31 protein-coding genes, 1 tRNA gene and 1 pseudogene are annotated in these 26,081 nt (G+C 70.9%); 16 read left to right on the top strand and 17 right to left on the bottom strand.

Annotation, left to right across the window (positions count from 1 at the left end; genetic code table 11):
* The first annotated feature begins 4 nt into the window (after positions 1-4).
* From ACZ7NC_RS21615 to ACZ7NC_RS21605, 3 genes are all read left to right on the top strand, one after another.
* Positions 5-1,564: an acyl-CoA carboxylase subunit beta gene (locus ACZ7NC_RS21615; protein ID WP_471490437.1), complete on the top strand. Its 1,560-nt coding sequence runs from the start codon at positions 5-7 to the stop codon at positions 1,562-1,564.
* A gap of 14 nt (positions 1,565-1,578) precedes the next feature.
* Positions 1,579-1,800, top strand: a complete 222-nt coding sequence (locus ACZ7NC_RS21610) for an acyl-CoA carboxylase subunit epsilon (RefSeq protein ID WP_471490436.1) — start codon at positions 1,579-1,581, stop codon at positions 1,798-1,800.
* 84 nt (positions 1,801-1,884) lie between these two features.
* Positions 1,885-2,370 (top strand): nuclear transport factor 2 family protein, encoded by a 486-nt coding sequence (locus tag ACZ7NC_RS21605; RefSeq protein ID WP_471490435.1) that lies wholly within the window; start codon positions 1,885-1,887, stop codon positions 2,368-2,370.
* A 21-nt stretch (positions 2,371-2,391) separates the two neighbouring features.
* Here the strand turns inward: ACZ7NC_RS21605 and ACZ7NC_RS21600 are convergent, their stop codons facing one another.
* Entirely contained in the window at positions 2,392-3,051 is a 660-nt protein-coding gene (locus ACZ7NC_RS21600; protein WP_471490434.1) for a TetR/AcrR family transcriptional regulator, read from the bottom strand.
* 67 nt (positions 3,052-3,118) lie between these two features.
* Between ACZ7NC_RS21600 and ACZ7NC_RS21595 the strand changes: the two genes are divergently transcribed.
* The 7 genes and pseudogenes from ACZ7NC_RS21595 to ACZ7NC_RS21565 all read left to right on the top strand — a co-directional run bounded on the left by ACZ7NC_RS21595 (position 3,119) and on the right by ACZ7NC_RS21565 (position 8,289).
* Positions 3,119-4,660 carry an MFS transporter gene (locus tag ACZ7NC_RS21595; RefSeq protein ID WP_471490433.1) on the top strand — a complete coding sequence of 514 codons (1,542 nt, stop codon included), beginning with the start codon at positions 3,119-3,121 and terminating at the stop codon, positions 4,658-4,660.
* A gap of 5 nt (positions 4,661-4,665) precedes the next feature.
* Positions 4,666-5,583, top strand: coding sequence for an aldo/keto reductase (locus ACZ7NC_RS21590; RefSeq protein ID WP_471490432.1), 918 nt, complete (start codon positions 4,666-4,668; stop codon positions 5,581-5,583).
* 96 nt (positions 5,584-5,679) lie between these two features.
* On the top strand, positions 5,680-6,285 hold the full coding sequence (locus ACZ7NC_RS21585; RefSeq protein ID WP_471490431.1) for an NADPH-dependent FMN reductase: 606 nt from the start codon (positions 5,680-5,682) through the stop codon (positions 6,283-6,285).
* Positions 6,286-6,391: 106 nt separating this feature from the next.
* Positions 6,392-6,742 (top strand): DoxX family protein, encoded by a 351-nt coding sequence (locus tag ACZ7NC_RS21580; RefSeq protein ID WP_471490429.1) that lies wholly within the window; start codon positions 6,392-6,394, stop codon positions 6,740-6,742.
* 11 nt (positions 6,743-6,753) lie between these two features.
* Complete coding sequence (gene metF, locus ACZ7NC_RS21575; RefSeq protein WP_471490427.1) at positions 6,754-7,665, top strand: methylenetetrahydrofolate reductase [NAD(P)H]; 912 nt, start codon at positions 6,754-6,756, stop codon at positions 7,663-7,665.
* Positions 7,646-7,987, top strand: a pseudogene (locus ACZ7NC_RS21570) (hypothetical protein); the annotation flags it as partial. The gene metF and the pseudogene ACZ7NC_RS21570, both read left to right, overlap by 20 nt.
* Before the next feature lie 80 nt (positions 7,988-8,067).
* Positions 8,068-8,289, top strand: a complete 222-nt coding sequence (locus ACZ7NC_RS21565) for a hypothetical protein (protein ID WP_471490425.1) — start codon at positions 8,068-8,070, stop codon at positions 8,287-8,289.
* Here the strand turns inward: ACZ7NC_RS21565 and ACZ7NC_RS21560 are convergent.
* The 4 genes from ACZ7NC_RS21560 to ACZ7NC_RS21545 form a co-directional block, all read right to left on the bottom strand.
* A complete protein-coding gene (locus ACZ7NC_RS21560) occupies positions 8,231-8,668 on the bottom strand; it encodes an enoyl-CoA hydratase-related protein (RefSeq protein ID WP_471490424.1) in 438 nt (145 codons plus the stop codon). The two genes, ACZ7NC_RS21565 and ACZ7NC_RS21560, sit on opposite strands and share 59 nt — an antisense overlap.
* Before the next feature lie 51 nt (positions 8,669-8,719).
* The gene (locus ACZ7NC_RS21555) at positions 8,720-9,178 is read right to left on the bottom strand and encodes a PIN domain-containing protein (RefSeq protein ID WP_471490422.1); all 459 of its coding nucleotides are present in this window, start codon (positions 9,176-9,178) and stop codon (positions 8,720-8,722) included.
* Complete coding sequence (locus tag ACZ7NC_RS21550; RefSeq protein ID WP_471490420.1) at positions 9,168-9,437, bottom strand: type II toxin-antitoxin system Phd/YefM family antitoxin; 270 nt, start codon at positions 9,435-9,437, stop codon at positions 9,168-9,170. The genes ACZ7NC_RS21555 and ACZ7NC_RS21550 overlap by 11 nt, the downstream gene beginning before the upstream one ends.
* Positions 9,438-9,640: 203 nt before the next feature.
* Positions 9,641-9,713, bottom strand: a tRNA-Arg gene (locus tag ACZ7NC_RS21545).
* A 320-nt stretch (positions 9,714-10,033) separates the two neighbouring features.
* Here ACZ7NC_RS21545 and ACZ7NC_RS21540 point away from each other — a divergent pair.
* From ACZ7NC_RS21540 to ACZ7NC_RS21525, 4 genes are all read left to right on the top strand, one after another.
* The gene (locus ACZ7NC_RS21540) at positions 10,034-11,641 is read left to right on the top strand and encodes a dynamin family protein (protein ID WP_471490418.1); all 1,608 of its coding nucleotides are present in this window, start codon (positions 10,034-10,036) and stop codon (positions 11,639-11,641) included.
* Positions 11,642-11,644: 3 nt separating this feature from the next.
* Positions 11,645-13,969 (top strand): YfjP family GTPase, encoded by a 2,325-nt coding sequence (locus ACZ7NC_RS21535; RefSeq protein ID WP_471490417.1) that lies wholly within the window; start codon positions 11,645-11,647, stop codon positions 13,967-13,969.
* 265 nt (positions 13,970-14,234) lie between these two features.
* A complete protein-coding gene (locus ACZ7NC_RS21530) occupies positions 14,235-14,696 on the top strand; it encodes a single-stranded DNA-binding protein (protein WP_471490415.1) in 462 nt (153 codons plus the stop codon).
* A gap of 261 nt (positions 14,697-14,957) precedes the next feature.
* Entirely contained in the window at positions 14,958-16,394 is a 1,437-nt protein-coding gene (locus tag ACZ7NC_RS21525; RefSeq protein ID WP_471490414.1) for a Cys-Gln thioester bond-forming surface protein, read from the top strand.
* Positions 16,395-16,666: 272 nt separating this feature from the next.
* Here ACZ7NC_RS21525 and ACZ7NC_RS21520 read toward each other — a convergent pair whose 3' ends face one another.
* From ACZ7NC_RS21520 to ACZ7NC_RS21465, 12 genes are all read right to left on the bottom strand, one after another.
* The gene (locus ACZ7NC_RS21520; protein WP_471490412.1) at positions 16,667-16,966 is read right to left on the bottom strand and encodes a hypothetical protein; all 300 of its coding nucleotides are present in this window, start codon (positions 16,964-16,966) and stop codon (positions 16,667-16,669) included.
* Positions 16,967-17,306: 340 nt separating this feature from the next.
* Complete coding sequence (locus ACZ7NC_RS21515) at positions 17,307-18,587, bottom strand: tyrosine-type recombinase/integrase (RefSeq protein ID WP_471490410.1); 1,281 nt, start codon at positions 18,585-18,587, stop codon at positions 17,307-17,309.
* Complete coding sequence (locus ACZ7NC_RS21510) at positions 18,587-18,784, bottom strand: helix-turn-helix transcriptional regulator (protein WP_354714792.1); 198 nt, start codon at positions 18,782-18,784, stop codon at positions 18,587-18,589. The genes ACZ7NC_RS21515 and ACZ7NC_RS21510 overlap by 1 nt, the downstream gene beginning before the upstream one ends.
* Positions 18,785-18,786: 2 nt before the next feature.
* Entirely contained in the window at positions 18,787-20,163 is a 1,377-nt protein-coding gene (gene repSA, locus ACZ7NC_RS21505; protein ID WP_471490408.1) for a replication initiator protein RepSA, read from the bottom strand.
* Positions 20,156-20,350 (bottom strand): hypothetical protein, encoded by a 195-nt coding sequence (locus tag ACZ7NC_RS21500; RefSeq protein ID WP_471490407.1) that lies wholly within the window; start codon positions 20,348-20,350, stop codon positions 20,156-20,158. Before ACZ7NC_RS21500 ends, repSA begins: the two co-directional genes overlap by 8 nt.
* 89 nt (positions 20,351-20,439) lie before the next feature.
* Positions 20,440-20,757, bottom strand: coding sequence for a SpdD-like protein (locus tag ACZ7NC_RS21495; protein WP_471490405.1), 318 nt, complete (start codon positions 20,755-20,757; stop codon positions 20,440-20,442).
* Positions 20,758-20,781: 24 nt separating this feature from the next.
* Positions 20,782-20,937, bottom strand: a complete 156-nt coding sequence (locus ACZ7NC_RS21490) for a hypothetical protein (protein WP_354714796.1) — start codon at positions 20,935-20,937, stop codon at positions 20,782-20,784.
* 13 nt (positions 20,938-20,950) lie between these two features.
* Positions 20,951-21,142: a mobile element transfer protein gene (locus tag ACZ7NC_RS21485; protein ID WP_384156426.1), complete on the bottom strand. Its 192-nt coding sequence runs from the start codon at positions 21,140-21,142 to the stop codon at positions 20,951-20,953.
* 18 nt (positions 21,143-21,160) lie between these two features.
* Positions 21,161-21,817 (bottom strand): DUF2637 domain-containing protein, encoded by a 657-nt coding sequence (locus ACZ7NC_RS21480; protein ID WP_471490403.1) that lies wholly within the window; start codon positions 21,815-21,817, stop codon positions 21,161-21,163.
* 24 nt (positions 21,818-21,841) lie between these two features.
* Positions 21,842-22,303 (bottom strand): hypothetical protein, encoded by a 462-nt coding sequence (locus tag ACZ7NC_RS21475; RefSeq protein WP_471490401.1) that lies wholly within the window; start codon positions 22,301-22,303, stop codon positions 21,842-21,844.
* 81 nt (positions 22,304-22,384) lie between these two features.
* Positions 22,385-23,740: an FtsK/SpoIIIE domain-containing protein gene (locus tag ACZ7NC_RS21470; protein ID WP_471490399.1), complete on the bottom strand. Its 1,356-nt coding sequence runs from the start codon at positions 23,738-23,740 to the stop codon at positions 22,385-22,387.
* A gap of 3 nt (positions 23,741-23,743) precedes the next feature.
* A complete protein-coding gene (locus ACZ7NC_RS21465; protein ID WP_471490397.1) occupies positions 23,744-24,100 on the bottom strand; it encodes an SCO3933 family regulatory protein in 357 nt (118 codons plus the stop codon).
* 152 nt (positions 24,101-24,252) lie between these two features.
* On the opposite strand from ACZ7NC_RS21465, the gene ACZ7NC_RS21460 reads away from it, so the two are divergent.
* Positions 24,253-24,624, top strand: a complete 372-nt coding sequence (locus ACZ7NC_RS21460; protein ID WP_471490395.1) for a winged helix-turn-helix domain-containing protein — start codon at positions 24,253-24,255, stop codon at positions 24,622-24,624.
* A gap of 234 nt (positions 24,625-24,858) precedes the next feature.
* Positions 24,859-26,073, top strand: coding sequence for a helix-turn-helix domain-containing protein (locus ACZ7NC_RS21455; protein WP_471490393.1), 1,215 nt, complete (start codon positions 24,859-24,861; stop codon positions 26,071-26,073).
* Positions 26,074-26,081 lie beyond the last annotated feature (8 nt).

Genomic DNA, 26,081 nt, shown 5'->3' with positions numbered 1-26,081 from the left:
GGACATGGGGGAGACCACCACACCCCGCCGCGTCGAGGAACTCGGCCACATCAAGGAGGAGGCCCGCCAGGGAGCCGACCCGAAGGCCACCGAACGGCAGCACGCCAAGGGCAAGCTGACCGCCCGCGAACGCATCGGACTCCTGCTGGACAAGGGCAGTTTCACCGAGGTCGAGCCACTGCGCCGGCATCGCGCCGTCGGCTTCGGGCTGGAGGCCAAACGGCCGTACACGGACGGAGTGGTGACCGGCTGGGGCACCGTCGACGGCCGTACCGTCTTCGTCTACGCCCATGACTTCCGCATCTTCGGCGGCGCCCTCGGCGAGGCCCACGCGCAGAAGATCCACAAGCTGATGGACATGGCCCTGGCCGCCGGCGCCCCGCTGGTCTCCCTCAACGACGGCGCCGGCGCCCGCATCCAGGAGGGCGTGTCCGCGCTCGCCGGCTACGGCGGCATCTTCCGCCGCAACACCAAGGCCTCCGGCGTCATCCCGCAGATCTCCGTCATGCTCGGCCCCTGCGCGGGCGGCGCCGCCTACTCGCCCGCGCTGACCGACTTCGTCTTCGCCGTACGGGACATCTCCCAGATGTTCATCACCGGCCCCGACGTCGTCCAGGCCGTCACCGGCGAGCAGGTCTCGCAGAACGAACTCGGCGGCGCCGATGTGCACGGCGGTGTCTCCGGCGTCGCGCACTTCGTCTACGACGACGAGGAGACCTGCCTCGCCGAGGTGCGCTACCTGCTGTCCCTGCTGCCCGCCAACAACCGCGAACTGCCGCCCACGGTGCGCGGCGCCGACCCCGCCGACCGCTCCGGTGACAGCCTGCTCGACCTGGTCCCCGCGGACGGCAACCGCTCGTACGACATCCGCTCGGTGATCGAGGAACTCGTCGACGACGGCGAGTACATGGAGATCCACGCCACCTGGGCGACCAACCTCGTCTGCGCGCTGGCCCGCCTCGACGGCCATGTCGTCGGCATCGTCGCCAACCAGCCCGCCTCGATGGCCGGAGTGCTGGACATCAGGGCCAGCGAGAAGGGCGCGCGGTTCGTGCAGTTCTGCGACTCCTTCAACATCCCGCTGGTCACCCTGGTCGATGTGCCGGGCTTCCTGCCGGGCGTCGACCAGGAGCACGACGGCATCATCCGGCGCGGCGCCAAGCTGCTGTACGCGTACTGCAACGCCACCGTCCCCCGGGTCTCGGTGGTGCTGCGCAAGGCCTACGGCGGGGCGTACATCGTGATGGACTCCCGGTCCATCGGCGCGGACATCGCGCTGGCCTGGCCCACCAACGAGATCGCGGTGATGGGTGCCGAGGGCGCCGCGGGCGTCGTCTTCCGCCGCGAGATCGCCGCGGCCGAGGACCCCGAGGAGATGCGCCGCCGGAAGATCGAGGAGTACCGGACCGAGCTGGTCCACCCGTACTACGCCGCCGAACGCGGCCTGGTCGACGACGTGATCGACCCCCGCGAGACCCGCTCGGTGCTCTGCCGTGCCCTCGCCATGCTGGCCGGCAAGGACGCCGACCTGCCCCGCCGCAAGCACGGAAACCCGCCGCAGTGACAGGGGACGCAGCCATGAGCCGTACCACTCCCGCCCAGCTGTTCCGCGTCGAGAAGGGCAGCCCCGGCCCCGAGGAGCTGGCCGCGCTCACCGCGGTCCTGCTCTCCCGTACGGCCGCCGTCGGCGCCGAGCCCGACGACCTGTCCCGCCGCCACCGCGCCGTCGCCCGCTGGCGTCGGCTGGAGCGCGCCCAGGTCTTCGACGGCCCGCGCAGCTGGCGCGGCGCCGGCCGCTGAACCACCGCCCGTTCGAGCCGTTCCAGCCATTCGAGCCATTCGAGCTGTTCAAGGCATTCAAGGCATTCGAGAAGAGGAGCAGTCATGACCACCACCCACGACGAGTTGGCGGACCTCCGCGCCCAGGTGCGCACCCTCGCCGACCGCGCCGCGATCACCGAGCTGTGCGACCGCTACGTCCACCACCTGGACGCCGACCGGCACAACGACACCTGGTTCGACTCGGTGTTCACCCAGGACGTCCAACTCACCTTCCCCTTCGGCGAGTACAAGGGCTTCGAGGGCCTCGCGGGCTTCCAGCAGATGGCCCGTACGACCTTCGAGCGCACCCATCACCTCGCCGGGAACTACACGGTCGACCTCTACCCCGAGGGGGACGAGGACAGCGCTCGTGTGCGTGCCCACCTGATGGCGGTGCACGTACGGCAGCGCGAGGAGCCGGCCGCGCACTTCGACATCGGCGGTCACTACGAGGCCGAGCTGGCCCGCACCCCGGCGGGCTGGCGGATCCGGCGGTTCGTCTTCGACCTGGTGTGGAACGCGGGGCAGGGCCCCGACGCCGGGCACTGAGCGGGCGGTTGGGCCGTGGGCTCAGCCTCGAGGTAGATAGCCGTACAGGAAGGCGTGGACGCCGGCCGCCGCGATCTCGTGCGTGTCGGCGTCCGACAGCGCGTCCACGCCCGCCCGGTCCCGGCCCCAGGTGTTGGTGACCAGGACCACGAAGTGCTGGGCGGCCAGCTCGGAGTCCTGGACCTGCAGCAGTCCGCGCTCGGCGAGCCGTGCCATGCGGGCGGCGAGCGTGCGCTGCACTCGCAGCGGGCCGGCCTTCTGCCAGGCGTCGTGCAGATCGCCGGGGAAGTTCTCGCCCTCGGCGTTGATCCGGGCGACGATCGCGAAGTGGTCGGTGAACTCCGGGCGCGGCCGCACCCAGTCCTTGGCGAGGGCGATCAGATCGGCCTCCAGGCCGGCCGCGCTCGACGTGCCGCCGAGACATCGCTCGATCATCGCCTCGTGGGCCGCTGCGACCTGCTCCGAGCTCTCGATCAGCACCGTGGAGAACAGCTGTTCCTTGTTCTCGAAGTGGTTGTAGATCGTGCGCGTCGACACCGACGCCTCGGTGGCGATCATGTCGATGCTCGCGCCCTGGTAGCCGACCCGGCCGAACACCTTCCGGGAGGCGTCCAGGATGGCCCGCCGCTTCTCCGGGAACCCCTTGCGCGGCCTGTTCTGCCCGCTGTCTGCGCTGGCCATCGTGGCACCTCCTGGTCGATTACAACGACCACTTTACACAGTGCAATGCACGTTGTACTTTACCTTCATGAGCGCTTCCCAAGAGCTCGACCAGGCAGGGGTGCCGTCCGGTGCCGAGTCCCCTCCGGATTCCGGGGGCCGTGTCCGGGCCGCGCTGACCCTGGGGTCGGTGCTCCTCGGCTATCTGATCGTTCCGATGGCGATGTCCGGCACGAGCATCGCGCTCCCGCGCATCGCCGCCGACCTGGGCGGCAGCGGCGGGGCCCTGCAGTGGGTGGTCACCGGCTACTTCCTGGCCGCCTCCTGTCTGATGCTGGTGGCGGGCTCGCTCGGCGACCTCTTCGGCCGGCGCCGGATCTTCGCCGTCGGGGCCGTGCTCTACGTCGCCAGTACGGCCGCCGCCGCGTTCGCCCCGCATGTGCTGGTGCTGGACGCGGCCCGGACCCTGTCCGGCGTGGGCGCGGCCGGGGTGATGGCCGGCGGCGGCGCGATCCTGGGCAGCAGCTTCGAGGGGCCCGCCCGCACCCGTGCCTTCGCCATGGTCGGCACCACGGTCGGCGTCGGCCTCGCCTTCGGCCCGACCTTCGCGGGCTGGCTGGTCAGCGCCCTCGGCTGGCGCGCGATGTTCGGCGCCTTCGCGGTCGCGGGGCTCCTACTGGTGGCCGGCACGCTGGTCCTGAAGGAGTCCGCCGCCGAGCACCGGCCGAAGTTCGACCTGCCGGGCACCGTCACCTTCGTCCTCGGCATCATCGGCCTGATGTACGGCACCAACCAGGTGGCGTCGGCGGGCTGGACCAGCCCCAGGGTGCTCGGCTTCCTGGGCGCGGGTCTGCTCATGCTGGTGGTCTTCGTCGCCCTGGAACGGCGCACCGAGCACCCCGTCCTGGACCTCGCGCTGCTGCGCGGCGGCCCCTTCACCGGCTGGCTGCTCGCCGCCCTGACCACGGCCGTCGGCACCGTCGGCGTCCTGGTCTACCTGCCGACGTACCTCCAGGGCGCCGGCGACTTCTCCGCCGGTGACGCGGGCACCCTGATGCTGGCGATGACCCTGCCGGTCCTTGCGGTGCCCCCGCTGACCGGAAAGCTGGTGAACCAGGGCGTGTCCGCCCGGCTCCTCATCACCCTGGCCATCGCCCTGATCGCCGGCGGCAACGCCTGGATGACCGTGCTCACCCCGGGCTCGGGCGCCGTACAGCTCATCGGCCCGCTGCTGCTGATCGGCGTCGGCAACGGCCTGGCGGCGGCGCTCGTCGACGCCCAGGCGATGGAGCACGTCGCCCCGGACCGCATCGGCATGGCCTCCGGCCTGCTCAACACCGCGCGCGGCGGCGCCAACGCGCTCGTCCTCGCGGTCTTCGGCGCCGCCCTGATCACCCTGATGCAGTCCGACGTCGGCGGCCGTGAGCAGGCCGGCCGGATCGCCGCGGGCGACCTCGACGGCGAGTCCCACGCCTTCCTGGCCGAGCAGTACACCGACGCCTGGCATGTCGTGCTGTGGGCGGTGGCGGGCCTGTGCGCCCTGTCCGCCCTGGTGATCAACCGCCTCGTCGGCAAGACCGCCCGGGCCGCGGCACGCCCCGCCGAGGCCGCCGTAGCGGACAAGGGATGACAGGGATGCGTACGACACTCCCGACCACGCCGATGGGCGGCACCGGCCTGGTGGTCCCCGTCCAGGGACTGGGCTGCATGCGGATGACCGAACCGGCCACGCTCACCGGCCCGTCCGAGGCGGCCGCCGTCATCAACCACGCGCTCGACCTCGGCGCCACGATGATCGACACCTCCGACATGTACGGCCGCGGCCGCAACGAGGAGATGGTCGGCCGCGCCGTCCGCCACCGCCGCGACGAGGCCGTGCTGTGCACCAGGTTCGGGGTGGTCTTCGGCCCCGGCGACAGCTGGTCGATGCGCGGCGACGCCCCCTTCGTACGGGCGTCCTGCGAGGCGAGTCTCAAGCGCCTGGGCACCGACGTCATAGACCTCTACTACCTGGCCCGTCCGCAGGTGAACGTGCCGCTGGAGGAGACCATCGGCGCCATGTCCGACCTGGTCGCCGAGGGCAAGGTGCGCCACATCGGGCTCAGCGAGGTCAGCGGCGAGGAACTGCGCCGCGCCCACGCCGTGCACCCCGTCTCCGCCGTGCAGTCGGAGTGGTCGCTGGGCGCCCGGCGGATCGAGGCGATGGTGCCGGTCTGCGCCGAACTCGGCGTCGGCGTGGTGCCGTTCTCGCCGAACGGGCGCGGGCTGCTCAGCGCCCGGGGCGACCACTCGGCACAGCTCGCCCGCACCTTTCCGGGCCGGGAGGACCTGCCCGGCGTACTGCGCGACATCGCGGCCGGGCACGGTGCGCGCCCCGGTCAGATCGCGCTGGCCTGGGTGCACCACCGGGCCCGGGTCTGGGGGATCCCCGTCACCCCGATCCCCGGCACCCGGCGCCTGGACCACCTGGAGGAGAACGTCGCCGCGGCGGACATCGCGCTCACCGACGGCGAACTGGCCCGGCTCGACGCGGCATCCTTGGCGGGCGCGTGAGCCGAGGCCGACCGCTGAACCCCTGTCATCCCTGTCACCCCTGTCACCTCTGCTACCCCTTTCCGTCCTTTCTGCCGTTATGAAGGAGCACTCAGCATGTCCACGGAAACCCTGAAGCTCGCCGTCATCCTCGGATCGGTCCGCGAGGGCCGGTTCGGTGAGGTCGTGACCAACTGGTTCGCCGGGCTGGCCAAGGAGCACAGTGCCTTCGACGTCGAGGTCGTCGACCTCTCCGAGACGGTGCTGCCGCTCGCCCTTCCGGCCACGCCGCCCGCCATGGCGACCGAGGAGGTGCGGCCGGCCGAGATGCTCCCGCTCTCCGCGAAGCTGGCCGCGGCCGACGCCTTCGTCGTGGTGACGCCGGAGTACAACCACAGCTTCCCGGCCTCCCTGAAGGCGCTCGTCGACTGGCACTTCACCGAGTGGCAGGCCAAGCCGGTCGGCTTCGTCTCCTACGGCGCCCAGAGCGGCGGCCTGCGCGCCGTCGAGCAGCTGCGCCAGGTCTTCGCCGAGATGCACGCCGTCACCATCCGCGACGGGGTGGCCTTCCCGTTCTACTGGGAGGCGTTCGGCGAGGACGGCGCGCCGACCGACACCGAGGGCACGACCGGCGCCGTCAAGGTGATGCTCGACGAGCTCGCCTGGTGGGGCACCGCGCTGCACGAGGCCCGCGCCAAGTCCCCCTACAACCCGCAGGCCTGACGCCGGCGAGGGGCGGGGGCCGGTCCGGCGCCCCAGGCGATGGCCGTCCCCCGCCCTTCCCCGAACTCCCTTCCGCCGCTCACCACTTCAACTCCTCGGAGAAGTCATGTTCATCGCATACATCGTGCTGGCCGTGCTGGTGTCGTTCCTGCTGGTGTTCTCGGGCCGCAGCATGCTGGTCAAGGACAAGGACATCGTGGAGACGCTGACCCGGCTCGGCGTCCCGAGCAGCTGGTACACCATGCTGGCGCTGCTGAAGTTCGCCGGCGCCGCGGGCCTGCTGATCGGCATCTTCTACCGGCCGCTGGGCATCGCCGCCGCCATCGGCGTGGTGCTCTTCTTCATCGGCGCGGTCATCTCCCACCTGCGCGTCAAGGACGTCAAGGGAGCCCCGGTGCCCTTCGTCCTGGTGCTGGTCTCGGCCGCCCCGCTGGTGCTGGGCCTCGCCACGCTGTGACGGGCAGACGCATGACGACGACTCTGCGCGAGGTGCTGGCCCGCGACCTCGCGACCGGCACCCCCACCTTCTCCTTCGAGTTCTTCGCGCCGAAGACCGACTCCGGCACCCGCAACCTGTGGGACGCCGTACGCCGGATCGAGCCGCTGTCGCCGACGTTCGTGTCGGTCACGTACGGGGCGGGAGGGTCCTCGAAGGACCGTACGGTCGAGGTGACGAAGCGGATAGCGACCCAGACCACGCTGCGACCGGTCGCCCATCTGACCGCCGTGGGCCACAGCGTGGCCGAACTGCGCCACATCATCGGTCAGTACGCGGACGCCGGGGTCCATGACGTCCTCGCCCTGCGCGGTGACCCGCCGGGCGACCCGAACGGCCCCTGGATCCCGCACCCCGAGGGCTTCACCCACGCCCACGAACTCGTCTCCCTGGTACGGGACATCAGCGACTTCAGCATCGGCGTGGCGGCCTTCCCCGAACGGCACCCGCGCTCACCGGACTGGGAGAGCGACATCCGGCACTTCGTGGCCAAGTGCCGGGCGGGGGCGGACTACGCGATCACGCAGATGTTCTTCCACGCCGAGGACTACCTACGGCTGCGTGACCGGGTGACGGCGGCGGGCTGCACCACCCCCGTCATCCCGGAGATCATGCCGGCCACCGACGTCCGCCAGATCCACCGCTTCGCCCAACTCAGCCACGCCTCCTTCCCCGAGGACCTGGCCCACCGCCTGGAAGCCGCCCGCGACAACCCGGCCGAGGGCCACCGCATCGGCGTCGCCCACGCCACGCAGATGGCCGCCCGCCTGCTGTCGGAGGGCGCCCCGGGCCTGCACTACATCACCCTGAACCGCTCACCGGCGACATACGAGATCCACCGGAACCTGGGGCTGACACGGAGGCCTGCGGCGGTGGCGGCGTAGGCGTAGGGCGGGGGGGAGAGGGGGCGGGGCGGCGACGACGAAGGCCGTCACACAAGCGAGCGCTCCGCACCGGACCGGTCTGCCGGAACGTCACGTCCGCCGGCTCGTCAGAACGTGCTTCGCCATCGTCGGCGCCGCCGGATTCTCCCTGGCCGCCTCGCTGGCGGCGCTCGCCGCGTTCGCCGTCGGCGCCCTGCTGGGCGGCCGCTTCGCGCACCGCGCCCGTCACCGCGGGCGTCTGCTGCACCAGGCGCTGCTGCTGGAGACCCTCCTCATTCTGGTCGCGTACGTCATCGCCGAGACCGTCGCCGCCCCGTATGCGGGCGCCGTCCGCTACTGGCTGATCGCGCTCCTCGGACTGGGCCTCGGCGTCCAGAACGCCGGAGCCTCACCATCACCGGCATGGCCTCCGACAGCCGAGCCGCCGGGGGCAGCGGCGGCAGGGCCGGACGGCGCACCCTCTCCGTGGCGGCCATGTTCGCCGGCGGCCTCGTCGGCGCCACCGCCGCCCTGCACGGCGCCCCGGCCCCGCCCCTGCTGCTCGCCGTCGTGCTCCTCGTGACCGTCACCATCGCCGCCTTCGCACTGACCCGAACCGACAGCACGTGGACCGCTCCGGTGTGAAGAGACCCGGTGCGGATACGTACGTCAGGCCGGCGGCGATACGGTCACCCGCTTGACGTCCTGAACGGCCGGCGGCGGATTCCCCGCGATCTCCGCGGCCGTGCGGCGCGCGGCCGGCAACCAGCGCCTCGCGGTGGGGAAGTACTTGGCTGACGAGGCCGATCCGCAGGGCGGTAGCCGCGTCGAAGTCACGGCCGGGCAGGGCAAGTTCGCGCAGCTGCCCCTCGCCGACCACACCGACGAGACGCCGCAGGCCGCCTGCATCGGCCACGATGGCCAGGCGGACCTCGCGCATGCTGAAGCAGGCGTCCGCGCTCGCGAGCCGTACGCCCGCCGCGCTGATGAGCTCCACGCCGCCGCCCACGCACCACCCGGCCACCACGAAGTCCTCGCCGAAGGCATCGCTCGCCGGCGTCGGGCGGGCGCGGTACTACCGGCCGTGCAGGATCTCGGGCCGCGTCACGGGCACGATGGTGATCAGGTCGCCGAGGCCCTTGAAGTCATCGGGGTTGGTGGTGAAGAGGGGGAGTTCCTCGGCGGCCGCGATGGCGGCGATCATCAGGTCGGCCACACGGCGACGGGGCTTATGGCCTGCGGAGACGACGGCGGCGCAGACTCTGCCGTACATGCGGGCCGCTTCCACGTCGAAGGGGATGGGGTCGAACTCATTCTCGGCGCGCTGCAGGACGTCCATACGGCGGGCCCGCTCGGCGTGTTCGTCGTAGTCGCTCTGCTCGTCGCTGCCGCGTACCTGGTGGGGGCCTGCCGAGAGTTCCGCGAGGGTGATGGTGCTGATGGCCATCTCGGCGGGCAGCTCGTCGGCGTCGATCCACTTGCGCAAGATCATGATGTTGGTGTCGAGCAGGCCTTGCTCGTGCTCAACGGGCATACGGGTCGTCCAACTCCTGCTCGACGACGGCGTCCTGGTCGTCGCGGAAGGCGTCCACCGAGATGTCGGGGGCGGCGCGTGACATGGCCGCGAACTCGGCACGAGGAACGAAGCGGCGACGGCGGCGGAGCGGGATCAGCTCGCCGACACGGTGCCCGTCGCGGGTGACGGTGAACGCCTGTCCTCCCTGGACGGCATCCATGATCTCTTTGGAACGGGTCCGCAGATCGCGCTGAGTGATCTCGGGCTGCGCTGTCATGGAACCCACGATAGCGAAGGTGTGCTACCTGGTGCTACATCGTGCTCCGGGTGTGGATTCGCCGACGAGGGTTGCTGCCGCCGCGGCGCGGGGCCTGTCTCTGCCCGCGATCGTGTACAGGGCGAGGCGCTTGCTCACAGAGCGATGTGCGCGCCGTAAACGAAAGAGCCCCTCACGCGTATCCGCAGGTGAGAGGCTGTGTGCGCCCCCGGCAGGACTCGAACCTGCGGCCAAGCGCTTAGAAGGCGCCTGCTCTATCCACTGAGCTACGGGGGCCGGTTGTGTGGCCTCGTTCGTGGTGCCCGGGTGTGGGCCGATCCGTGACGTTGCCGGGGACAAGGATAGGGCTCCCGCGTCCGTGTCCCTGTTGCTTCGCCTCCGTGGCTCGATGTGGAGGTTCGGTGAAGCGGTCCTGATAATCGCAGGCAGGTACGAATCGTGCACCGCTTTTGGCCTCTCGGGCACCGGGTGTTGTGCACTCGTTATGCCTGGACTGTGCCTGTGTCCCAGTCGCCCCTTCCGTCCCTTGTGTCCTATCGGCGCGCAGACATGCTCATATGCTTCAGAATTCCCCTAAAATTGGGCATTCTTCGCATGTGGTGACCTTGGACGTACGGCCTCAGCTGCTCGACGCACTCTCCGCCCTGCGCGACCGTGTCGCGGCCGCACGCTTCCCGCTGCCCCTGGCGGGGGCGCCACGCGCGCGTGCCAACCGCGACGAACTGCTCGCGCAGCTCGACGACTATTTGGTGCCCCGCCTGAAAGAGCCCGAAGCGCCGTTGCTGGCAGTCGTGGGAGGATCCACCGGCGCCGGCAAGTCGACGCTCGTCAACTCTCTCGTGGGTCGGCGCGTGACGGAGGCGGGCGTACTGCGACCGACGACGCGAAACCCGGTACTGGTCTGTCATCCGGAGGACCATCACTGGTTCAGCGGAATGCGCGTACTGCCCGACCTCACGCGCGTGTGGGTACCCGAACACGACCCGGGCGAGGAACTGATGCTCCCCGGCGAGGACGCCGACCGCGTGCTGCGGATCGAGACCGCCGACTCACTGCCGGCCGGGATCGCCCTCCTCGACGCGCCCGACATCGACTCCCTGGTCGCCGACAACCGTGCCCTCGCCGCCCAGCTGATCTGCGCGGCCGACATCTGGATCATGGTGACGACGGCCGCCCGGTACGCCGACGCCGTCCCCTGGCATCTGCTGCGCACCGCCAAGGAGTACGACGCCACCCTCGTGACCGTTCTGGACCGGGTGCCGCACCAGGTCGTCTCCGAGGTCTCGCGGCAGTACGGCGCACTGCTCACCAAGGCCGGCCTCGGCGACGTACCCCGCTTCACCGTGCCCGAGCTGCCCGAGTCGGCCTGGGGCGGCGGGCTGCTGCCGGCCACCGCGGTGGCCCCGCTGCGCACCTGGCTCGTCCATCAGGCCCAGGAGCCCGCGGCCCGCGAACACGCCATGGCCCGCACGGCGTACGGCCTGCTCGACTCCCTCAAGGCCCGCATTCCCGAGCTCGCCGGTGCCGCAGCCGCCCAGTACGCGGCGGCCCTACGGCTCACCGCCGCCGTGGACAGCGCCTACGACAGCGAGTACGCACGCGTGCGTGCCCGGCTCCAGGCCGGCGCCGTGCTCGCCGGCGACGCCCTGAAGCGCTGGCGCGCCTTCCCGCTCGACTGCTCCGCAGGTGAGCTCCTCGACTCGCTGGTGGACAGCCTGAGCACCCTCCTGCTGTGCGCCGTCACCGCCGCCGACGAGCGCGTCGACGACGCCTGGCGGCGCGAACCGGCGGCCACCGCCCCGGAGCTGACGGACCGTGATCCGAAGGCGGCGAGCCTCGAACACCGCATCGGCATGGCCGTACGGCGCTGGCGGCGCGAGCTCGAGGAGTACGCCGAGGACGAGGTGAGCTACCTCGACCGCAGCGTCGCGCCGGACTCGGAGGTCGTCACCGCCCTCGTCGCCACCGCGCTGCTGGGCAGCCGCCGGGCGCGGTCAGCGGGGGAGGGGCTCGCCGAGCGGATCGGGGCGCACGGGGCGCTGCGGCTGCGCGACCGGGCCGCTCGGCTGCTCACCGAGCACCTGGACCGGGTCATGCACAACGAACGCGAGCGGCGGCTGGCCCCGCTCGACGCCCTGGAGGTCCACCCCGATCCCCAGGCCGAACTCATCGCCGCGCTGTCCGTACTGCAGAAGGAGAGGTGACCGGTGACCGCCGTCACTGACCAGGACCACACGGAACACGCCGATCAGCAGCAGGAGGACCGCCGCGTCAGCAAGGACGACGATCGCGTGAACGACATCCCTGTGCCGGGCGCCGCCGAGAACGGCCTCCCTTCGGCCGACGAACGCGCGCCGGGCGAGCAGCACGGCGAGAGCGAGGGCCCCATGGCCGCCGACGAGCCGGACAAGCGCAAGATCTGGAGAAAACTGCCGAAGTGGGAGAGCCGGGAAATCGACGACCACGCGCGCGTCGAGCCGCCCTCCGGTATCGGCGACCCACCCGCGCGCGAGGACGCCCCCGCCGCGGACGACAGCCGTCAGGGTGACGGCGACGGAGCCGCACGCGCGGGCGTGCCCGACCCGGGCGGTCGTAACTCCGACAACGGCAGCGGCAGGGACGGGGCCGAGCCCGCGCGGGGGAGCGTCCCCGACCTCGGTGGCCGTAAGGAGAGCGCCCCCTCCCGTCGTACGGCACCGCCCTCTCGTACGACACCTACCTCCCGTACGACACCTACCTCCCGTACGGAGTCCCCCTCCCGCGCCGAGCCGTCCTCCCGCGCGGACGCCTCGTCCCGGAAGGACTCCCCCTCCGGTGCCGACCCGGCGACTCCCTGGGACGACGGCCTGATCGCGCGGCGGGTGAACGACAGCGCCGCTGCCGAGCCGCCTGCCCATGTGGAGCCCCGAGCCTCCGCGGGGCCGCAGGCGGTGACGCCGCTCGCGTACGACGGGGCGCTGCGGTCGCGGCTCGACGCGTTGCGCGAACTGGTCGGGCTCTCGCGCACCCGGCTCGACGGCAGGACGCTCGGCGAGGCGGGCCGGGTGCTCGACGAGGCGGCGGCGCGGCGCAGGCTCTCCGGGCAGCACACGGTCGTCGCCATCGCGGGCGCCACGGGCAGCGGCAAGTCGCAGCTGTTCAACGCGCTCGCCGGAGTGACCATCTCGGAGACGGGCGTACGACGGCCGACGACCGCCTCGCCCCTCGCGTGCAGTTGGAGCGACGGCGCGGCGGGACTCATCGACCGGCTCGGCATCCCACCCCGGCTGCGGCGGCGCCCCGCGCAGAACGCGGCCGCCGACGGACAGCTGCGCGGACTCGTCCTGGTCGACCTGCCCGACCACGACTCGGCGGCCGTACAGCACCGTGAGCAGGTCGACCGTGTGCTGGCGCTCGTGGACGCGGTCATCTGGGTCGTCGACCCCGAGAAGTACGCCGACGCGGTCCTGCACGAGCGCTATCTGCGGCCCATGGCGGGGCACGCCGAGATCATGTTCGTCGTCCTCAACCAGACCGACCGGCTGCCCGGGGAGGCCACCGACCAGGTTCTCGACGACCTGCGGCGGCTGCTCGACGAGGACGGCATCGCGCTCGGCGAGCACGGTGAACCGGGCGCCGTCGTGCTCGCGCTGTCCGCGCTCACCGGGGACGGCGTCGGCGATCTGCGCGAGGCGCTCGGCGAGTTCGTCGCGGAACGCGGGGCGGCGGCGCGCCGGATCTCGGCCGATGTGGACGCCGCCGGGCTGGGGCTGCGGCCGGTGTACGCCGCGCGACGGCGGACCGGTCTCAGCGAGGAGGCGCGGGACGAGTTCTCCGCCCGGCTCGCGGACGCCATCGGCGCCACCGCCGCGGGCGAGGCCGCCGAGCGGGCGTGGCTGCGCAACGCCAACCGCGCGTGCGGGACGCCCTGGCTGCGGCTGTATCGCTGGTACCAGGACCGGAGCGAACCACCGACGGGACGGCTGTCCCTGCGGACCCAGACGGACGAGGAGGCCACCGCGCGCCAGCGTGTGGAACAGGCGGTGCGGACGGTCTCCGAGCAGGCGTCGGCGGGGCTGCCCACGCCTTGGGCACAGGCGGTGCGCGAGGCAGCCGTACGGGGGGCCCAGGGGCTGCCCGAGGCGCTGGACGAGCTGGCCGCGCGGGCCGGGCTGCCGCCGGGGCGGCCGCCGCGTCCGGGCTGGTGGCCGGCGGCCGTCCTGGTGCAGGCCGCCATGACGATCCTTCAGATCGTCGGCGGACTCTGGCTGGTGGGACAGATCATCGGGGTCATGGAGCCCAACCTGGGCGTGCCGGTGCTGCTGATGGCGGCCGGCATCGTCGGGGGCCCGCTCGTCGAATGGGGCTGCCGGATGGCGGCACGGGGGCCGGCCCGGCGGTACGGCACGGAAGCGGAACGACGGCTTCGGGAAGCGGCGGCCGGATGCGGGCGGGCCCGGGTGCTGGATCCGGTGGCGGCGGAGCTGCTGCGGTACCGGGAGGTCCGGGAGCAGTACGGCCGGGTGATGGGGGTGGGGGCCACGGGGAGGTGAGCTGAGGCACCGCCCGGGACGTTGAACTCACCCTTGTGGGTGGCGGAGATATCCACGGGCGGGCGGTGATCCACAGGGCTCTGCGGGCTCGGCCCGGCGGAGGCAGTCTGGCTTCGCGGCGATCGCGACGGACGCGGTCGATCGCGGTGACGGCGGCGCACCCGGAGGTGTCCGGGACGCGGCCGTCAGGTCGGACGCAGCCGTACGGGAAGGGCCCGTACGCATATCCGCCCGGCGCGAGCGGCCGGGCCAGGGAGGGTTCGAGATGAACGAGACGATCATCTGCGCGGTGGGCAATGTGGCGACCCAGCCGGTGTTCCGGGAACTGGCGACGGGACCGTCCGCCCGCTTCCGGCTGGCGGTGACCTCGCGCTATCTGGACCGGGGGAAGAACGAGTGGACCGACGGCCACACCAACTTCTTCACGGTGTGGGCCAATCGCCAACTCGCCACGAACGCCGCCGCGTCGCTGAACGTGGGCGATCCGGTCGTGGTGCAGGGCAGGCTCAAGGTGCGCTCGGACGTGCGGGAGGGGCAGAGCTGGACGTCGGCGGACATCGACGCGCTGGCGATCGGTCACGACCTCGCGCGCGGCACATCGGCCTTCCGACGCGCACCGAGGCCGGAGACGGTGCCCGCCGCACCCGCACAGCCCGAGCCCGACTGGGAGACACCGCCCGCCGACTCCGACCGCCAACAGGCCCCGGAACCAATGGCGGTGACGTGACGTCAGTCACTGGTGAGGACTGACCGAACTGCGGCTTATCGACGAATGCGCACCGAACGACCCCGGTGGATTTGTCGATAAGCCCTGCTCGCAAGGGATCTTGGCGATAACGATTCCGAGTCGGATCGGCCCTCCGACCAGATCACGGGGAAGCGTGCTGCGCCGCGTCCCTAGGATGCCGGGCATAGCTCTCGGAGCTTCAAGAAGCTGCTGGTGGGACCGTCCCCCCACATCAACGGGTCCTGCTCGAAGGGGAATTCTGTGTTTGCTGCGTTCTCAGCGTCGGCGCTGTCGGCGCGCGGGCGAGGGGCGGCACGCCTCGCCGCCGCGACCCTGGCGTCCGGGCTCGTCGCCGCCACCGTGCTGGCGGGCGCCGGCACGGCCGCGGCCGCGCCCGAGGCCGAAGGGACGGCGCCGGGCCAGGGCGGGGCGACCGCCACCATAGGCGGCCTGAAGACGTACGGCGCCGCGGTCGTCCACACCGACTCCGGCGATCAGGAGATCTCGGCCGGCCTGTTCGAGATGTCCGTCGACGGCGGTGGCATGCTCCAGACGTACTGCGTCGACATCCACAACCCCACCCAGCGCGACGCCAAGTACCACGAGACGCCCTGGAGCGGCACCTCGCTGGGCGCCAACAAGGACGCGGGCAGGATCCGCTGGATCCTGGAGAACTCCTACCCGCAGGTGAACGACCTCGCCGCGCTGGCCGAGAAGGCGGGCTTCAAGGGCGGCCTCACCGAGCAGGACGCGGCGGCCGGCACCCAGGTGGCCATCTGGCGCTACTCGGACGGCGTGCGGGTCGACGCCGCCGACCCGCAGGCCGAGAAGCTCGCGGACTATCTGGAGAAGAGCGCGCGGGACGTTGCCGAGCCCCAGGCGTCGCTGACCCTGGACCCGCCCGCGGTCTCCGGCCACGCCGGTGAGCGGCTCGGTCCGGTGACGGTGCGCACCAACGCGGACAGCGTGACGCTGACCCCGCCCGCGGACGCCGCCACCAGCGGGGTGCGGATCGTGGACAAGGACGGCAAGCCCGTCACGACCGCAGCGGACGGCGGCCAGGTGTTCTTCGACGTGCCCGAGGACACCCCGGACGGTCAGGCCGAGCTGACCGTGCAGGCTTCGACGACCGTGCCGGTGGGGCGTGCCTTCGCCGCCGAGAGCCGCAGCCAGACACAGATCCTGGCCGGCTCCAGCGAGTCGACGGTCTCGGCGACCGCGAGCGCGAGCTGGGCGGAGACCGGTGCGATACCCGCGCTGTCGGCGGCGGAGAACTGCGACAAGGGCGGTGTCGACATCACCGCGGCCAACCAGGGCGACGCGCCCTTCACCTTCGAACTGCTCGGGATCGAGTACAGCATCCCCGCGGGCGCCTCGCGCACGGTGACGGTCCCGCTCCAGGAGGACCAGGCCTACGACTTCACCATCGAGGGGCCGGGCGGCTTCCAGAAGCGGTTCACCGGTGTGCTGGACTGCATGACGCAGGCCGGCGAGGCCGACCAGGCCGGCACTGTCAGCCAGACCCTCAGCGAGCCGAGCCCCGCGACCGTCGGCACCACGTCCGACGACACCAACCTCGCCGCGACCGGCGGCTCCACGATGACCCCCCTGATCGCCGGCATCGCCATCGGCCTGGTCGTGATCGGCGGCGCGGCCCTGGTCGTCGTACGGAAGAGGGAAGCGTCGGCACAGAAGTAGGGGGACCCGGGCCCTCGCTCCCCTTCCTTCGGAACATCGATCAGGGCCCGATCCATGAAGACGGATCGGGCCCTGATCTTCCGGGGCGCCGGTGCGGCTCGGCCGGCCTCGGTGCGCCTTCTTCGGCGGAACAACCCATGGGCCGCCCGTCACGGCCCGTACTCCACCGGTAGGTCTCGCCTGGGGTGCACCGCTGCCGTGCCGCCCCACATCTCACGCCGCGATCATCACGGCATGAGACGTGTGCCGGCATCCCCGTTCTGAGCCGTGGCTCAGAAGCCGCTGTTGTTGCAGCCCATGGTCGAACCGATGTGGGTGGCCTGCGCACCGGGGTCGCCCTCGCCGTTGAGCGCGCTGCCGAGCGCGCCGTTGAGGATGCCGACCTGGCCAAGGACGTCGACGTTCAGGTCGTGCGACTTGCAGTTGGAGCTCTGCAGCACGCTGACCTTGTCCCCGCCCTTGCCCTTGTCGCCGTGCCCGTCGAGGCCCTGGGCCGTGGCGGTGCCGGTGCCCAGCAGACCGACGCTGCCAAGGGCGACGACCACGACGGCAGCCCTCTGAAGCTTGTGCATGTCATCTCCGATGGAGTGAGGTGGGTGCGATCTGTGAGAGATCGACTTCGTACAGTGACTAGAGGTTAATGTGAAAAATTAGGACATGTCCGCACGGCGCGCCGGGAATTCTGTCGCTCCTGTCCGAACGCGAGCCCACCCAAGTCCCCCGGGGTCGCCCGTCATCGACGGCGGCGCTGGCCGGGCCCACTGCCGCCGGTGACGAAGCCGCAGGTCAGGGGTCTTCTGGGATATGGGTTTCCGTCGTGGGCTGGACGTCGGGCAAGATGGGGTGTTACTTGCCGCGAGAGGGCATGAAAAGGCCCCTCACCAGCAGGTTTCCTGCCGATGAGGGGCCGTGTCAGGCAGCCTGGGCCGTCTCTGGGCCGTCGTGCGGCGTTGGGCCTTCATGAGTGTGACCGGCGGCCCGGTACATCGCGGTGATGGCGTTTCGAGTCCGGGTCTCGCTGGACGGCATGAGGTGCGTGTACACGCGGAGCGTGAATCCCGGGTCGCTGTGGCCGAGGTAGAGGCTCAGGGCCTTGATGTTCTCTCCGGCGTCCAGGAGGACCGAGGCGTAGAAGTGGCGTAGGGCGTGCATGCCGTGCTCGCGAGCCGCTGCGTACCGCTGGCCCTTCTTGGGAGCCGGGATGATGCCGGCGGATGCCAGCGCGGGCTTCCAGGACTGGTCGTTGAACCCCTGGCTCCAGATAGCGGAGTCGACGCCGCTCGTGAAGACGAGCCGGTGTGTCACCTTCGGGCCGTCCGGCCTGAGCCACGGCAAGGTCACCTCGACGGGCGGGAACCGCTTCATGTGCTCGTTCAGCGCGGTCGACACCTCGGCGTCGAGGGGGACGTCACGGAGCTTGCCCCGCTTGGGTGGGGCGAAGACGAGCGACCCGCGCACCTTCTTGACCTGCTGGCGGACGTAGAGCCAGCCGAGGTCCCCGATGTTGTCGACGGCCAGGCCGAAGATCTCGCCCTGTCGCAGGCCGCACCCGGCGCCGACATCGACCATGGCGCGGTAGCGCTCCGACAGGCCAGCGCGTACGCCGAACACCTGCTCAGCGGACCACGGATGGACGCGTGTCGGGACAGGGCGAGGTGCCTTGACCGATCGGGCACGGCAGGGGTTCGAGGCCAACAGGCGGTCATCCACAGCCGCGTTGAGCACAGAGGAGACCGCGTCGAAGATGAGGCGCCGGTACTGAGCCGACGCGACGGCCTCTTCGAGCTGGCGGTTCCAGTCGCGGATGTGCTCGGGCTGGAACGAGCCGATGGGGCGGGTGCCGAGGTACGGCAGGGCATGAAGGCGCAGCCTGCCTTCCACGGCGGCCCGGCTGGTGAGGTCGGTCGTGAGCGCGGCGAGCCAGCGTTCCGCGTACTCCCGAAAGGTGACACGGGCCGCTCTCGGGTCGATGTACTGCCCGCGCGCCATGTCAGCTTCGATGTTGGTCAGCCAGGTGTCGGCCAGCCGCTTCTGTTTGTCCGGGAAGCTCTTTGACTTCTCGGTGCCGTCGGGACCGATGTAGCGGGCGCGGTAGCGCATGCCCACGCCGTGGCGCTCGGTCTTGACCTTGCGGGGCTTGCCGCTCGGGCCGGTCTCGGTCCTGTACCAGCGGTCTTGGACGTGTCCGGCCATCAGGCGGCCTCCCCGAGCTGGGAGTCGACCCAGGCCCGTACGTCGGTCGGGTCGAAGCGGAGGTGCCGGCCGACGCGGAAGCCGCGGGGACCGGTGCGCTTGCGGCGCCACTGGTAGACCGTCTCGACGCTGGGCAGCTCGAACATCTCCACCAGGTCCTCGGGGGTCAGGAAGCGGTGCGGCAGTGCTGTCGCCATACTCAGCACCTCCTTTCGTCGGCGAGTTGGTCACGCAGGGCTTCGCGGGCGGTTTCGCGGTTGACCTGTAGGTCGCGGGCGATGGTGGCGGCGAGGGCGGATTCGCCGGGGGTGTGCCCGTGTCCGGCGTACTGCCAGTCGGCCAGGACCAGGACGGTGTCCGGCTCGCGATCGTCCAGGCTGAGAGCGGCTTGCTCCTGCGCAGCGCGGAAGTCGGCGCGGGCCTGGCGGAGGGCGCCGAGCGTGGTCGAGTAGCGGCGGGACTTGGAGGAGAAGTGTCCGCGGAAGCCAAGCATGTGAGCCCAGGCCCAGAGCCGCCGGTCTGGGTACAGCTCGTCGAGGTCCCGGCAAGCGGTGATCAGGCGGCGGGCGTGGTCGGGGACGCCGTGGCGGTCGAGTTCGGCGAGTTCGCCGATGCGTCGGTCGAGGGTGCCGGTGTTTTCGGCGGCCTTGGTGGCGTACTTGGCGACGTAGGAGGCGACGGCCTGTTCGGTGATGTCCGAGCCGTCGCCGAAGGCCTTCACGGGGCGGACGTCGAGCTGTCGGCCCCACTGGAAGGTGCGGGCGGGCTGGTCCCCGGCGGCTGGGATGCTCACGCTGCTGTAGGCGTGAGTGGCAGCTGCGCGGATCGCGTCTTCCAGGAGTGCGACCCTGGCCCATGACGGCGCCGGAGAGTTGGGCCCGTCCGGGCCGTCCAGGCGGATGACGGCATGGAAGTGGACGGCACCGCGCTTCTGGAACTCGGCGACCTTGCCGTACGAGACCCGGCAGACCTCCTTGAGTTCGCGCTGGGTGAGCCCGGCACGGGCGGCGATCTCGCGGCGGAGCCGGTTGACGAAGCGCACCCACAGCTCCCCCGCATGGTTGTTGAAGAGCACGGCGCCCGCGTAGTCGTACGTGGCCGGGTCCAGAGCCGTTCCGAGGGCGGGGTCATCCGGGGTGTGCCGTACGCCGCAGCGGCAGGTGCCGCGGTCGGGGCGGTTGTGGACCGGGCCGAAGGAGGGTGCTGTGAAGGTGGCGAAGACCCGCGGGTGATCGCGGACGGTTGCCGGGATGTCCTTGTCCTCGTCCCCGGCCAGTCCGGCTCGGATGAGCCGGTAGGTGTCGCCCGCGTACATCCAGGCGCAAGCCGGGCAGCGGGACGCGCGGCGGTTGCCGCATGCGACGCGAAGCCGTCCGCCCGGCTCGTTCTCAGTCGTGTAGTGGTGCAGCACCTCGCCAGTCGTCTTGTCCTTATGCAGCACCCAGCCGCGCAGGTGGATCGGGTCGGCGCAGCCACCAGTGCGGCGGATCTGGTCTTCCCAGCGTGCGTAGTCAGAGGCCGAAGCCACCCTCAGCAGGTCGCTGAGGGTGACCGGGTCAAGCAGCGTGTCAGGCACCGGCGCCCTCCCAGACGCGACGGATGGGCAGGGTCCCCAGGCCGTTGCAGGCCGGGCAGTGCGCGGTGATGGTGCGCAGGCGACCGCGGGTGTCACGGCCGCCGATGGTGATGGCTACGGCGGCGAAGCCGTCGCAGTTGTGGCAGATGCGTGCGTTGCTGGTCGTGGCCGGGGTGGGGCCGGTCATGATGGAGGTCCTTCCGGATTGTTGGGTTCGGACAGGAACGGCGCCCGGGCGGCGGATGCTTGGCGGTATCGGGGCCGCCCGGGGGCCGGTCAGCGTCGCTTGGCCTCGGAAGCCAGGAGGCAGCGCAGGACCACGGCGCACACGGCGACCGAGGCCCCGGTGATGGCGACCGCCAGGAGCAGCGAGACGAGGACGGCGCCGACGACCAGGACCACGGCGGTGCCGCCGCCGACGAGGGCGAGCGCGGTGCCAGGGGTGAGCTGCACGGTGGGCCGGGTGGGCACCGGGGCGACCGGGGAAGGCGGCGGGGTTTGGCTGCTGGGAACGATCGTGGTCGGCTCGACGACCACGGGCGGGACCGCGTGGCCGGTTGGCGTCGGGTTGGTCGGGATCTTCGGGCGGAGCATGGGTGAACTCCTCTCTGTGATCAGTTACTTGACGAAGCTGTCGATGGCGGGGGCCAGGACGCTGTCGGCGAGAAGGAAGCCGCCGAGCAGGAGGACGGCGATGAGCCAGGCGGGCGGGCGGATGAGCTTCACGCCGAGGTAGCCGACGACGAGCAGGGCGAACCAGAGCGGTACTTCCATGGCGGTGGCCTCCTCAGCGGACCTTGCAGCGGTGGGTGCGGGCGGCGAGCTGGGCGGCGGACTGGCTGGAGTAGTCGGCGGACCAGCCGCAGCGGTCGGCGGTGCACACGGCGGCGTACTTGGTGTGGCCGTGTCGGTCGCGGTGGGTGCCGATCTGCACCGGGCCGATGCGCATCACGGAGTGGAAGTGATCGCGGGCGGGCATGAGCTGTCTCCTCTTCTGCTAGGCGAGTTGAGCGGCGATGGCGTCGGCGAGGTGGGACGGGACGCCGAGGCGGGCGCGCAGGGTGTCGGGGTCGATCCGGGTCCCGGTGCGTGCTTCGTGGTCGGCAGCGACCTTGCGGGCGTGGTTGACGAGGGCGGCCGGGACCGGAACCTCGGCAGCCGGAGTCGGAGCCGGAGCGGGGGCCGGGTCGGCGGCGGGGAGTGCGGGTGCGGGCTCCGTCTCCATGGCCGGTGCCGGATCGGGCTGTTGCTCCGGTGCGGGTGCCGGCGGGACCGGTGCCGGGTCGGCGGCCGAGGTCGTCGTGTGGGCGAGCAGGGTGCCGCCGAGGAAGGCGAGGGCGGGCCATCCGGCGACGAGGATGCGCAGCCAGGCCGGGACGTGGTTGAGGTCGAGGAGTCCGGCGGTGGCGATGTTGGCGCCGAGGGAGGCGACCAGGGCGACGAGGAACCAGCACCAGGCCATCCGGGACGGGCCGTCGCTGCGGAGACGCCGCCACACGGCGACCAGGAGCAGGTCGACGGAGCCCGGGTAGGCCCAGGCCTTCCAGCCGGTCTGTCCTGCTGCGGCGGCGAGGTCGTGCAGGTGGGCGAAGGACAGCGCGCCCGCGATGACGGCCTGAATGAGGACGGCGTCCAGACGGATCGAGCGGGCCATGGGCTTCACTTCCCTTCCTGGTGATCAGGCCGCGTCGGGGCGGCCGTTGGCGGTGGCGATGGCATGCAGGACCAGGCGCAGGTTCGTGTCATCCAGGCCGCTGATGGCGTCGCCGAGGCGGACGGAGGTGTCGGAGGCCAGGGAGGCGGCCAGAGCGAGGACGCGCAGTTCGCTGCCGGAGCCGGGCAGGGCCGGGCTCTGGGCGGCGGTGGCGAGGGCGGGCCAGTCGAGGTCGTACACCTCGCCGCTCTCGTCGTCGGCGATCAGCACGTCCGGCAGCTGGACCAGGCGGGGCAGCCAGATGGAGTGCGCGGCGAGGAGCTCGACGGCGGCCGTCATGCCGGGGTTGCCGTCGGCGGTCTGGCGCAGAACGGTTTCCAGGTCTTCAGCTGTCCAGGTCTGGTCGGCGTACCAGGGGCAGTCGCGTTCGTCGTGGTCGGTGCCGGTCTCGGCGCCGTCGAGGTCGCCGCAGTGCTCGCAGAACATCGGCACTCCTTCGGGTTGCAGGCATGGAGGGGGTAGGGAACTGGCGCGATGGAGGTCGCGCCGACCGGGAGGCAGGGAGGATCAGGCGGTGGCCGGAGCTGACTCGACGACCGGAGCAGAAACCGGCGTCGGTGCGTCGAGGACGGGGCGGAAGGGGGCCAGGGCGGACAGGTGGGGGGTGAGATCGGCGTACCGGTTGCAGGTGTTGACGGCCTGTCGCAGGGAAGTGTGCGGGGCGCGAATGCGGTGCCAGCCACCGGTCGAATCGCCCGCGATGGCAAGCCCGCGCATCTCAGCGGGGATCTGGATCGCGGCCAGCACGGCGTCCGGAGCGATGTCGCCGAAGGCCATGTTGGCGGAGGTCTCGTCGTTGACACGGTGGGCGGTGCGGCCGGTGAGCTGGGCGCGGAGCATGGTGATGCCCTTGCCGAGTTCGGAGCCGAAGCGCTGCCCGCAGATTTCGAGGTAGATGCCGGCGGCGCGGCCGAGCTGGGCCAGCCGCACGAGCGCGGTGATGATGCGATCCCGGCGCTTCTCCTCCTCCTTGCTGGCGTACAGGGCGAGTTCGGCGACCTCATCGACCAGGACCACGACCGGCACCGGCCGCAGGTGGGCGGGCAGGCTCCAGATGTCGGCGGCGATCTCCGCATCGGGTATGTCCGCGGTGATGCGCTGCTCGGCGCGTATGAGCTGGTAAACGTCCTCCATGTGCACGACGAGCGCGTCGAGGAGCTCGGCAGCGGTGTCGGGGTTGTCGGCCAGCGCGGAGAACCGGCGGGCCAGCGGGAACAACTCCACACCCTGCTTGCAGTCGATACCGACCAGAGCCACGTCCTGTGAGGCGAGCCCTGCCACGAGGTTGCGCTGATAGACAGACTTGCCCGACTCGGTGGCGCCCAGCGTCAGGGCGTGGGGCACAGCCCGGTAGTCGCGGTAGTGCACCGAGCCGTCCTGGCGCAGAGCGACCGGGACGCGCATCGGAGCTGTGGCCGCCTCGGCGGGCATCTGGACCCGCTTGAGGACGTCATAGCCGGTCATCCGCACCTCGACGACGCCCGAACGCAGTTCCCGTGAGGTGACGCCGTACATGCCGAACGAGTGCCGCAGCCGATCGCAGGAGGCTGCGACGTCGAAGGCGTCCTGACCAGGCCGGAGCTTGAGCCGCAGTATCAGGCCGGTGCGGGTCGGCCGTATCCGCAGGATGCGCGGCGCACGGGATTCCGGCACAGGTCGGTTGGTCATCCGGGCCAGGGCCAGGCGCCAGCGGGACGGCGGGACGGTCAGCCCGCAGGCCTCCATGACGGACGCGTACCGGAACAGCACCCGCAGCACGGCGACTGTGACGCCGAAGGACATCCAGTACCAGGCGGGGCGCCGCCACCGCAGGAGACCCGCAGCGGCGACGACCAGCACCAGGGCGACGGCCAGCCAGGTCATGGCTCAGGCCGCCTTCGACTTCGCGGACGTGTCGACGAGCGAGGTAACCGCGACCGCGCGGAAGGCGATGCCGTGCCGCTTCTGGCCGTTGAACTCGTTCTCCCACGGCCGGGCGATCAAGCCGGTCAGGGCGACCGGGGTGCCCATACCCAGCTCACCGGAAATGCCCGGCTCGGGGACCGTGATGGACAGGATCTCGACCTCGTCGTTCGCCGCGAACATCACGTCGACCGTCATCAGCTTGGCGCCGGTCTCGGCGTCGGTGGCGATCTCACCAGTACGGCGGTCCTTGACCTTGGGCTGCGGGGTCTTGGCGACCATCACGGTCGCCGCGGAGGTGTCGACGGGGATCTGACGCATGAGCGGTCTCCTAGAGTCGATGAACTTGACGTACTTGGTACGTCATGTGCTTTCGAGATTGCACCTGTACTACTTGGTGTGTCAAGTGGCTTGGCCTCGACTCCTGTCCGAGGGATGTGCTGCACTAGGTACGACAACCACGGAGAGGGGCTATGGCCGACTTCACCGCCGGACGGGCCGCGTACTTGCAGATCGCCGACGAGTTCAAGCGCAAGATCCGAGACGGCGAACTCGCACCGGGGGACAAGCTGCCCTCAGAGGCTGACCTGATGGCCAAGCACGGCGTGTCTCGCACTGTGGCCCGCCAGGCGATCTCCCGACTCCGCGAGGACGGCTACGCGATCTCTCACCAGGGCAAGGGCAGCTTTGCCGCACTGCCCGGTGAGGGTGCCGCGGTGAAGCGGAGCCCGGAGTTCGAGCAGATCACGGAGTACCTGACGGAGGTCCGCCGGGATGTGCGCCGCCTCGCCGAACGGATGGATCAGCTTGAGGAGTTGGTACGGCAGCAGGCCCAAGCGCGGTGACCAACGCGTCTGCGCGGTCTGCCAGTTGTGCCACCTCGTCACCCAGCTCCCTTATCTGGTTGATCAGTTCCAACCGTTCTGCCGGGGTCAGCGCCATGACGGCCCCCTCATCGCACTCTCGGTCTGACAGCTCCTCGGGTTGTCAGCAACGCTAGGACCGGTCCGGCTCACCACCCCGGAAAAACTCTCCGGGGCCGCGCGAAGAGACAGGGGGACGCTCTTCCCATGCGAGGAATGACGACGAACCTGACGATCGGTGAGCGAGTCGCTTGGTACCGGCGCCGACGCGGCATGTCCCAGGAAGTCTTGGCCGGTCTTGTTGGCCGTACGGTCGACTGGCTGAGCAAGGCCGAGAACAACCGGCTGGAGCTGGACAGACTCTCGGTGATCAAGTCGCTGGCCGACGCGCTGGACGTGACCCTCGGTGACCTGCTCGCCGAGCCGACCTTGATGGAGTGGACGGCGGACAGCGGGACCCGGACAGTGCCGGCGCTTCGGTCGGCGCTGATGAACTACCGGCAGCTCACCCCGCTCTTGGGCGTGACCACCGAGGGCGAGCCGACACCTCTCGACGAGCTGAAGAACAGCGTGGCCGAGGTCTGGGACGCCTACCAGGATTCCCGGTACGGCTTCGCGACCCGGCGGTTGCCCCTCGTACTGGCCGATGCGCTCATCACGGTCCAGGCCCAGGGAGGCCGGGAACGTGAGCGGGCGCATGAACTGATGGCGATGACCTATCAGGGCGCCGCCATGGTGTTGACGAAGGTGGGGGAAACTGACCTCGCATGGATCGCGGCGGACCGCGGTCTGTCCGCGGCGCAGCAGTCCGACAACATGGCCGTGTCCGGGTCGCTGTTCCGCTCCGTGGCCCACTGTCTCTTGTCCAATGGTCGATTCGATGCTGCCGTGCAGCTCGTTGGCGATGCCGCCGACTACCTTCGCCCGGCACTCAGGGATGCCGATGCGGAGTTCCTGTCGATCTACGGGACGCTCTTCCTTGCGGGATCGATCGCTGCTGCGCGTTCCGACGACCGTGCCACCACTCGCGCATTTCTCGCCGAGGCGGACCAGGCAGCACAGCGGCTCGGGGGAGACGCCAACCACATGTGGACTGCCTTCGGGCCCACGAACGTTGACATTCACCGAGTCGCCGCAGCGGCCGAGCTGGGAGACATGCAGGTAGCCATGGATCTTGGCCCGCAGATCGACACCAGCGGCCTTCCCGTCGAGCGAAGGACCCGCCACAACCTCGAAGTGGCCCGCGCCCTCAGTGCGCACAACCGGACCGACGACGCCCTGTCGATGATCCTCGAAGCCGAGCAGTGGGCGCCGGAGCAGGTCCGCAGCCACTACCTCGCCAGGGAACTTGTCCTCACCTGGGTACGGAACCAGCGCGGCCGACCGAGCAGGACATTGGCGGAGCTTGCCGACAGGCTGCATGTCGTCTGAGGTGGGTA

It is taken from the genome of Streptomyces sp. NPDC111802 (assembly GCF_055634335.1).
This window is presented reverse-complemented; position numbering and strand designations above follow the sequence as displayed.

What these genes read in the sequence shown, in the direction of transcription:
- ACZ7NC_RS21520 (WP_471490412.1), bottom strand. Translation starts at nt 16,966, where the DNA reads ATGCACAAGCTTCAGAGGGCTGCCGTCGTGGTCGTCGCCCTTGGCAGC.
- ACZ7NC_RS21605 (WP_471490435.1), top strand. Translation starts at nt 1,885, where the DNA reads ATGACCACCACCCACGACGAGTTGGCGGACCTCCGCGCCCAGGTGCGC.
- ACZ7NC_RS21465 (WP_471490397.1), bottom strand. Translation starts at nt 24,100, where the DNA reads ATGCGTCAGATCCCCGTCGACACCTCCGCGGCGACCGTGATGGTCGCC.
- ACZ7NC_RS21490 (WP_354714796.1), bottom strand. Translation starts at nt 20,937, where the DNA reads ATGGAAGTACCGCTCTGGTTCGCCCTGCTCGTCGTCGGCTACCTCGGC.
- ACZ7NC_RS21595 (WP_471490433.1), top strand. Translation starts at nt 3,119, where the DNA reads ATGAGCGCTTCCCAAGAGCTCGACCAGGCAGGGGTGCCGTCCGGTGCC.
- ACZ7NC_RS21475 (WP_471490401.1), bottom strand. Translation starts at nt 22,303, where the DNA reads ATGTTCTGCGAGCACTGCGGCGACCTCGACGGCGCCGAGACCGGCACC.
- ACZ7NC_RS21555 (WP_471490422.1), bottom strand. Translation starts at nt 9,178, where the DNA reads ATGCCCGTTGAGCACGAGCAAGGCCTGCTCGACACCAACATCATGATC.
- ACZ7NC_RS21600 (WP_471490434.1), bottom strand. Translation starts at nt 3,051, where the DNA reads ATGGCCAGCGCAGACAGCGGGCAGAACAGGCCGCGCAAGGGGTTCCCG.
- ACZ7NC_RS21585 (WP_471490431.1), top strand. Translation starts at nt 5,680, where the DNA reads ATGTCCACGGAAACCCTGAAGCTCGCCGTCATCCTCGGATCGGTCCGC.
- ACZ7NC_RS21565 (WP_471490425.1), top strand. Translation starts at nt 8,068, where the DNA reads ATGGCCTCCGACAGCCGAGCCGCCGGGGGCAGCGGCGGCAGGGCCGGA.
- ACZ7NC_RS21495 (WP_471490405.1), bottom strand. Translation starts at nt 20,757, where the DNA reads ATGCTCCGCCCGAAGATCCCGACCAACCCGACGCCAACCGGCCACGCG.
- ACZ7NC_RS21480 (WP_471490403.1), bottom strand. Translation starts at nt 21,817, where the DNA reads ATGGCCCGCTCGATCCGTCTGGACGCCGTCCTCATTCAGGCCGTCATC.
- ACZ7NC_RS21530 (WP_471490415.1), top strand. Translation starts at nt 14,235, where the DNA reads ATGAACGAGACGATCATCTGCGCGGTGGGCAATGTGGCGACCCAGCCG.
- metF (WP_471490427.1), top strand. Translation starts at nt 6,754, where the DNA reads ATGACGACGACTCTGCGCGAGGTGCTGGCCCGCGACCTCGCGACCGGC.
- ACZ7NC_RS21515 (WP_471490410.1), bottom strand. Translation starts at nt 18,587, where the DNA reads ATGGCCGGACACGTCCAAGACCGCTGGTACAGGACCGAGACCGGCCCG.
- ACZ7NC_RS21470 (WP_471490399.1), bottom strand. Translation starts at nt 23,740, where the DNA reads ATGACCTGGCTGGCCGTCGCCCTGGTGCTGGTCGTCGCCGCTGCGGGT.
- ACZ7NC_RS21550 (WP_471490420.1), bottom strand. Translation starts at nt 9,437, where the DNA reads ATGACAGCGCAGCCCGAGATCACTCAGCGCGATCTGCGGACCCGTTCC.
- ACZ7NC_RS21500 (WP_471490407.1), bottom strand. Translation starts at nt 20,350, where the DNA reads ATGACCGGCCCCACCCCGGCCACGACCAGCAACGCACGCATCTGCCAC.
- ACZ7NC_RS21455 (WP_471490393.1), top strand. Translation starts at nt 24,859, where the DNA reads ATGACGACGAACCTGACGATCGGTGAGCGAGTCGCTTGGTACCGGCGC.
- ACZ7NC_RS21610 (WP_471490436.1), top strand. Translation starts at nt 1,579, where the DNA reads ATGAGCCGTACCACTCCCGCCCAGCTGTTCCGCGTCGAGAAGGGCAGC.
- ACZ7NC_RS21485 (WP_384156426.1), bottom strand. Translation starts at nt 21,142, where the DNA reads ATGCCCGCCCGCGATCACTTCCACTCCGTGATGCGCATCGGCCCGGTG.
- ACZ7NC_RS21590 (WP_471490432.1), top strand. Translation starts at nt 4,666, where the DNA reads ATGCGTACGACACTCCCGACCACGCCGATGGGCGGCACCGGCCTGGTG.
- ACZ7NC_RS21615 (WP_471490437.1), top strand. Translation starts at nt 5, where the DNA reads ATGGGGGAGACCACCACACCCCGCCGCGTCGAGGAACTCGGCCACATC.
- ACZ7NC_RS21510 (WP_354714792.1), bottom strand. Translation starts at nt 18,784, where the DNA reads ATGGCGACAGCACTGCCGCACCGCTTCCTGACCCCCGAGGACCTGGTG.
- ACZ7NC_RS21460 (WP_471490395.1), top strand. Translation starts at nt 24,253, where the DNA reads ATGGCCGACTTCACCGCCGGACGGGCCGCGTACTTGCAGATCGCCGAC.
- ACZ7NC_RS21580 (WP_471490429.1), top strand. Translation starts at nt 6,392, where the DNA reads ATGTTCATCGCATACATCGTGCTGGCCGTGCTGGTGTCGTTCCTGCTG.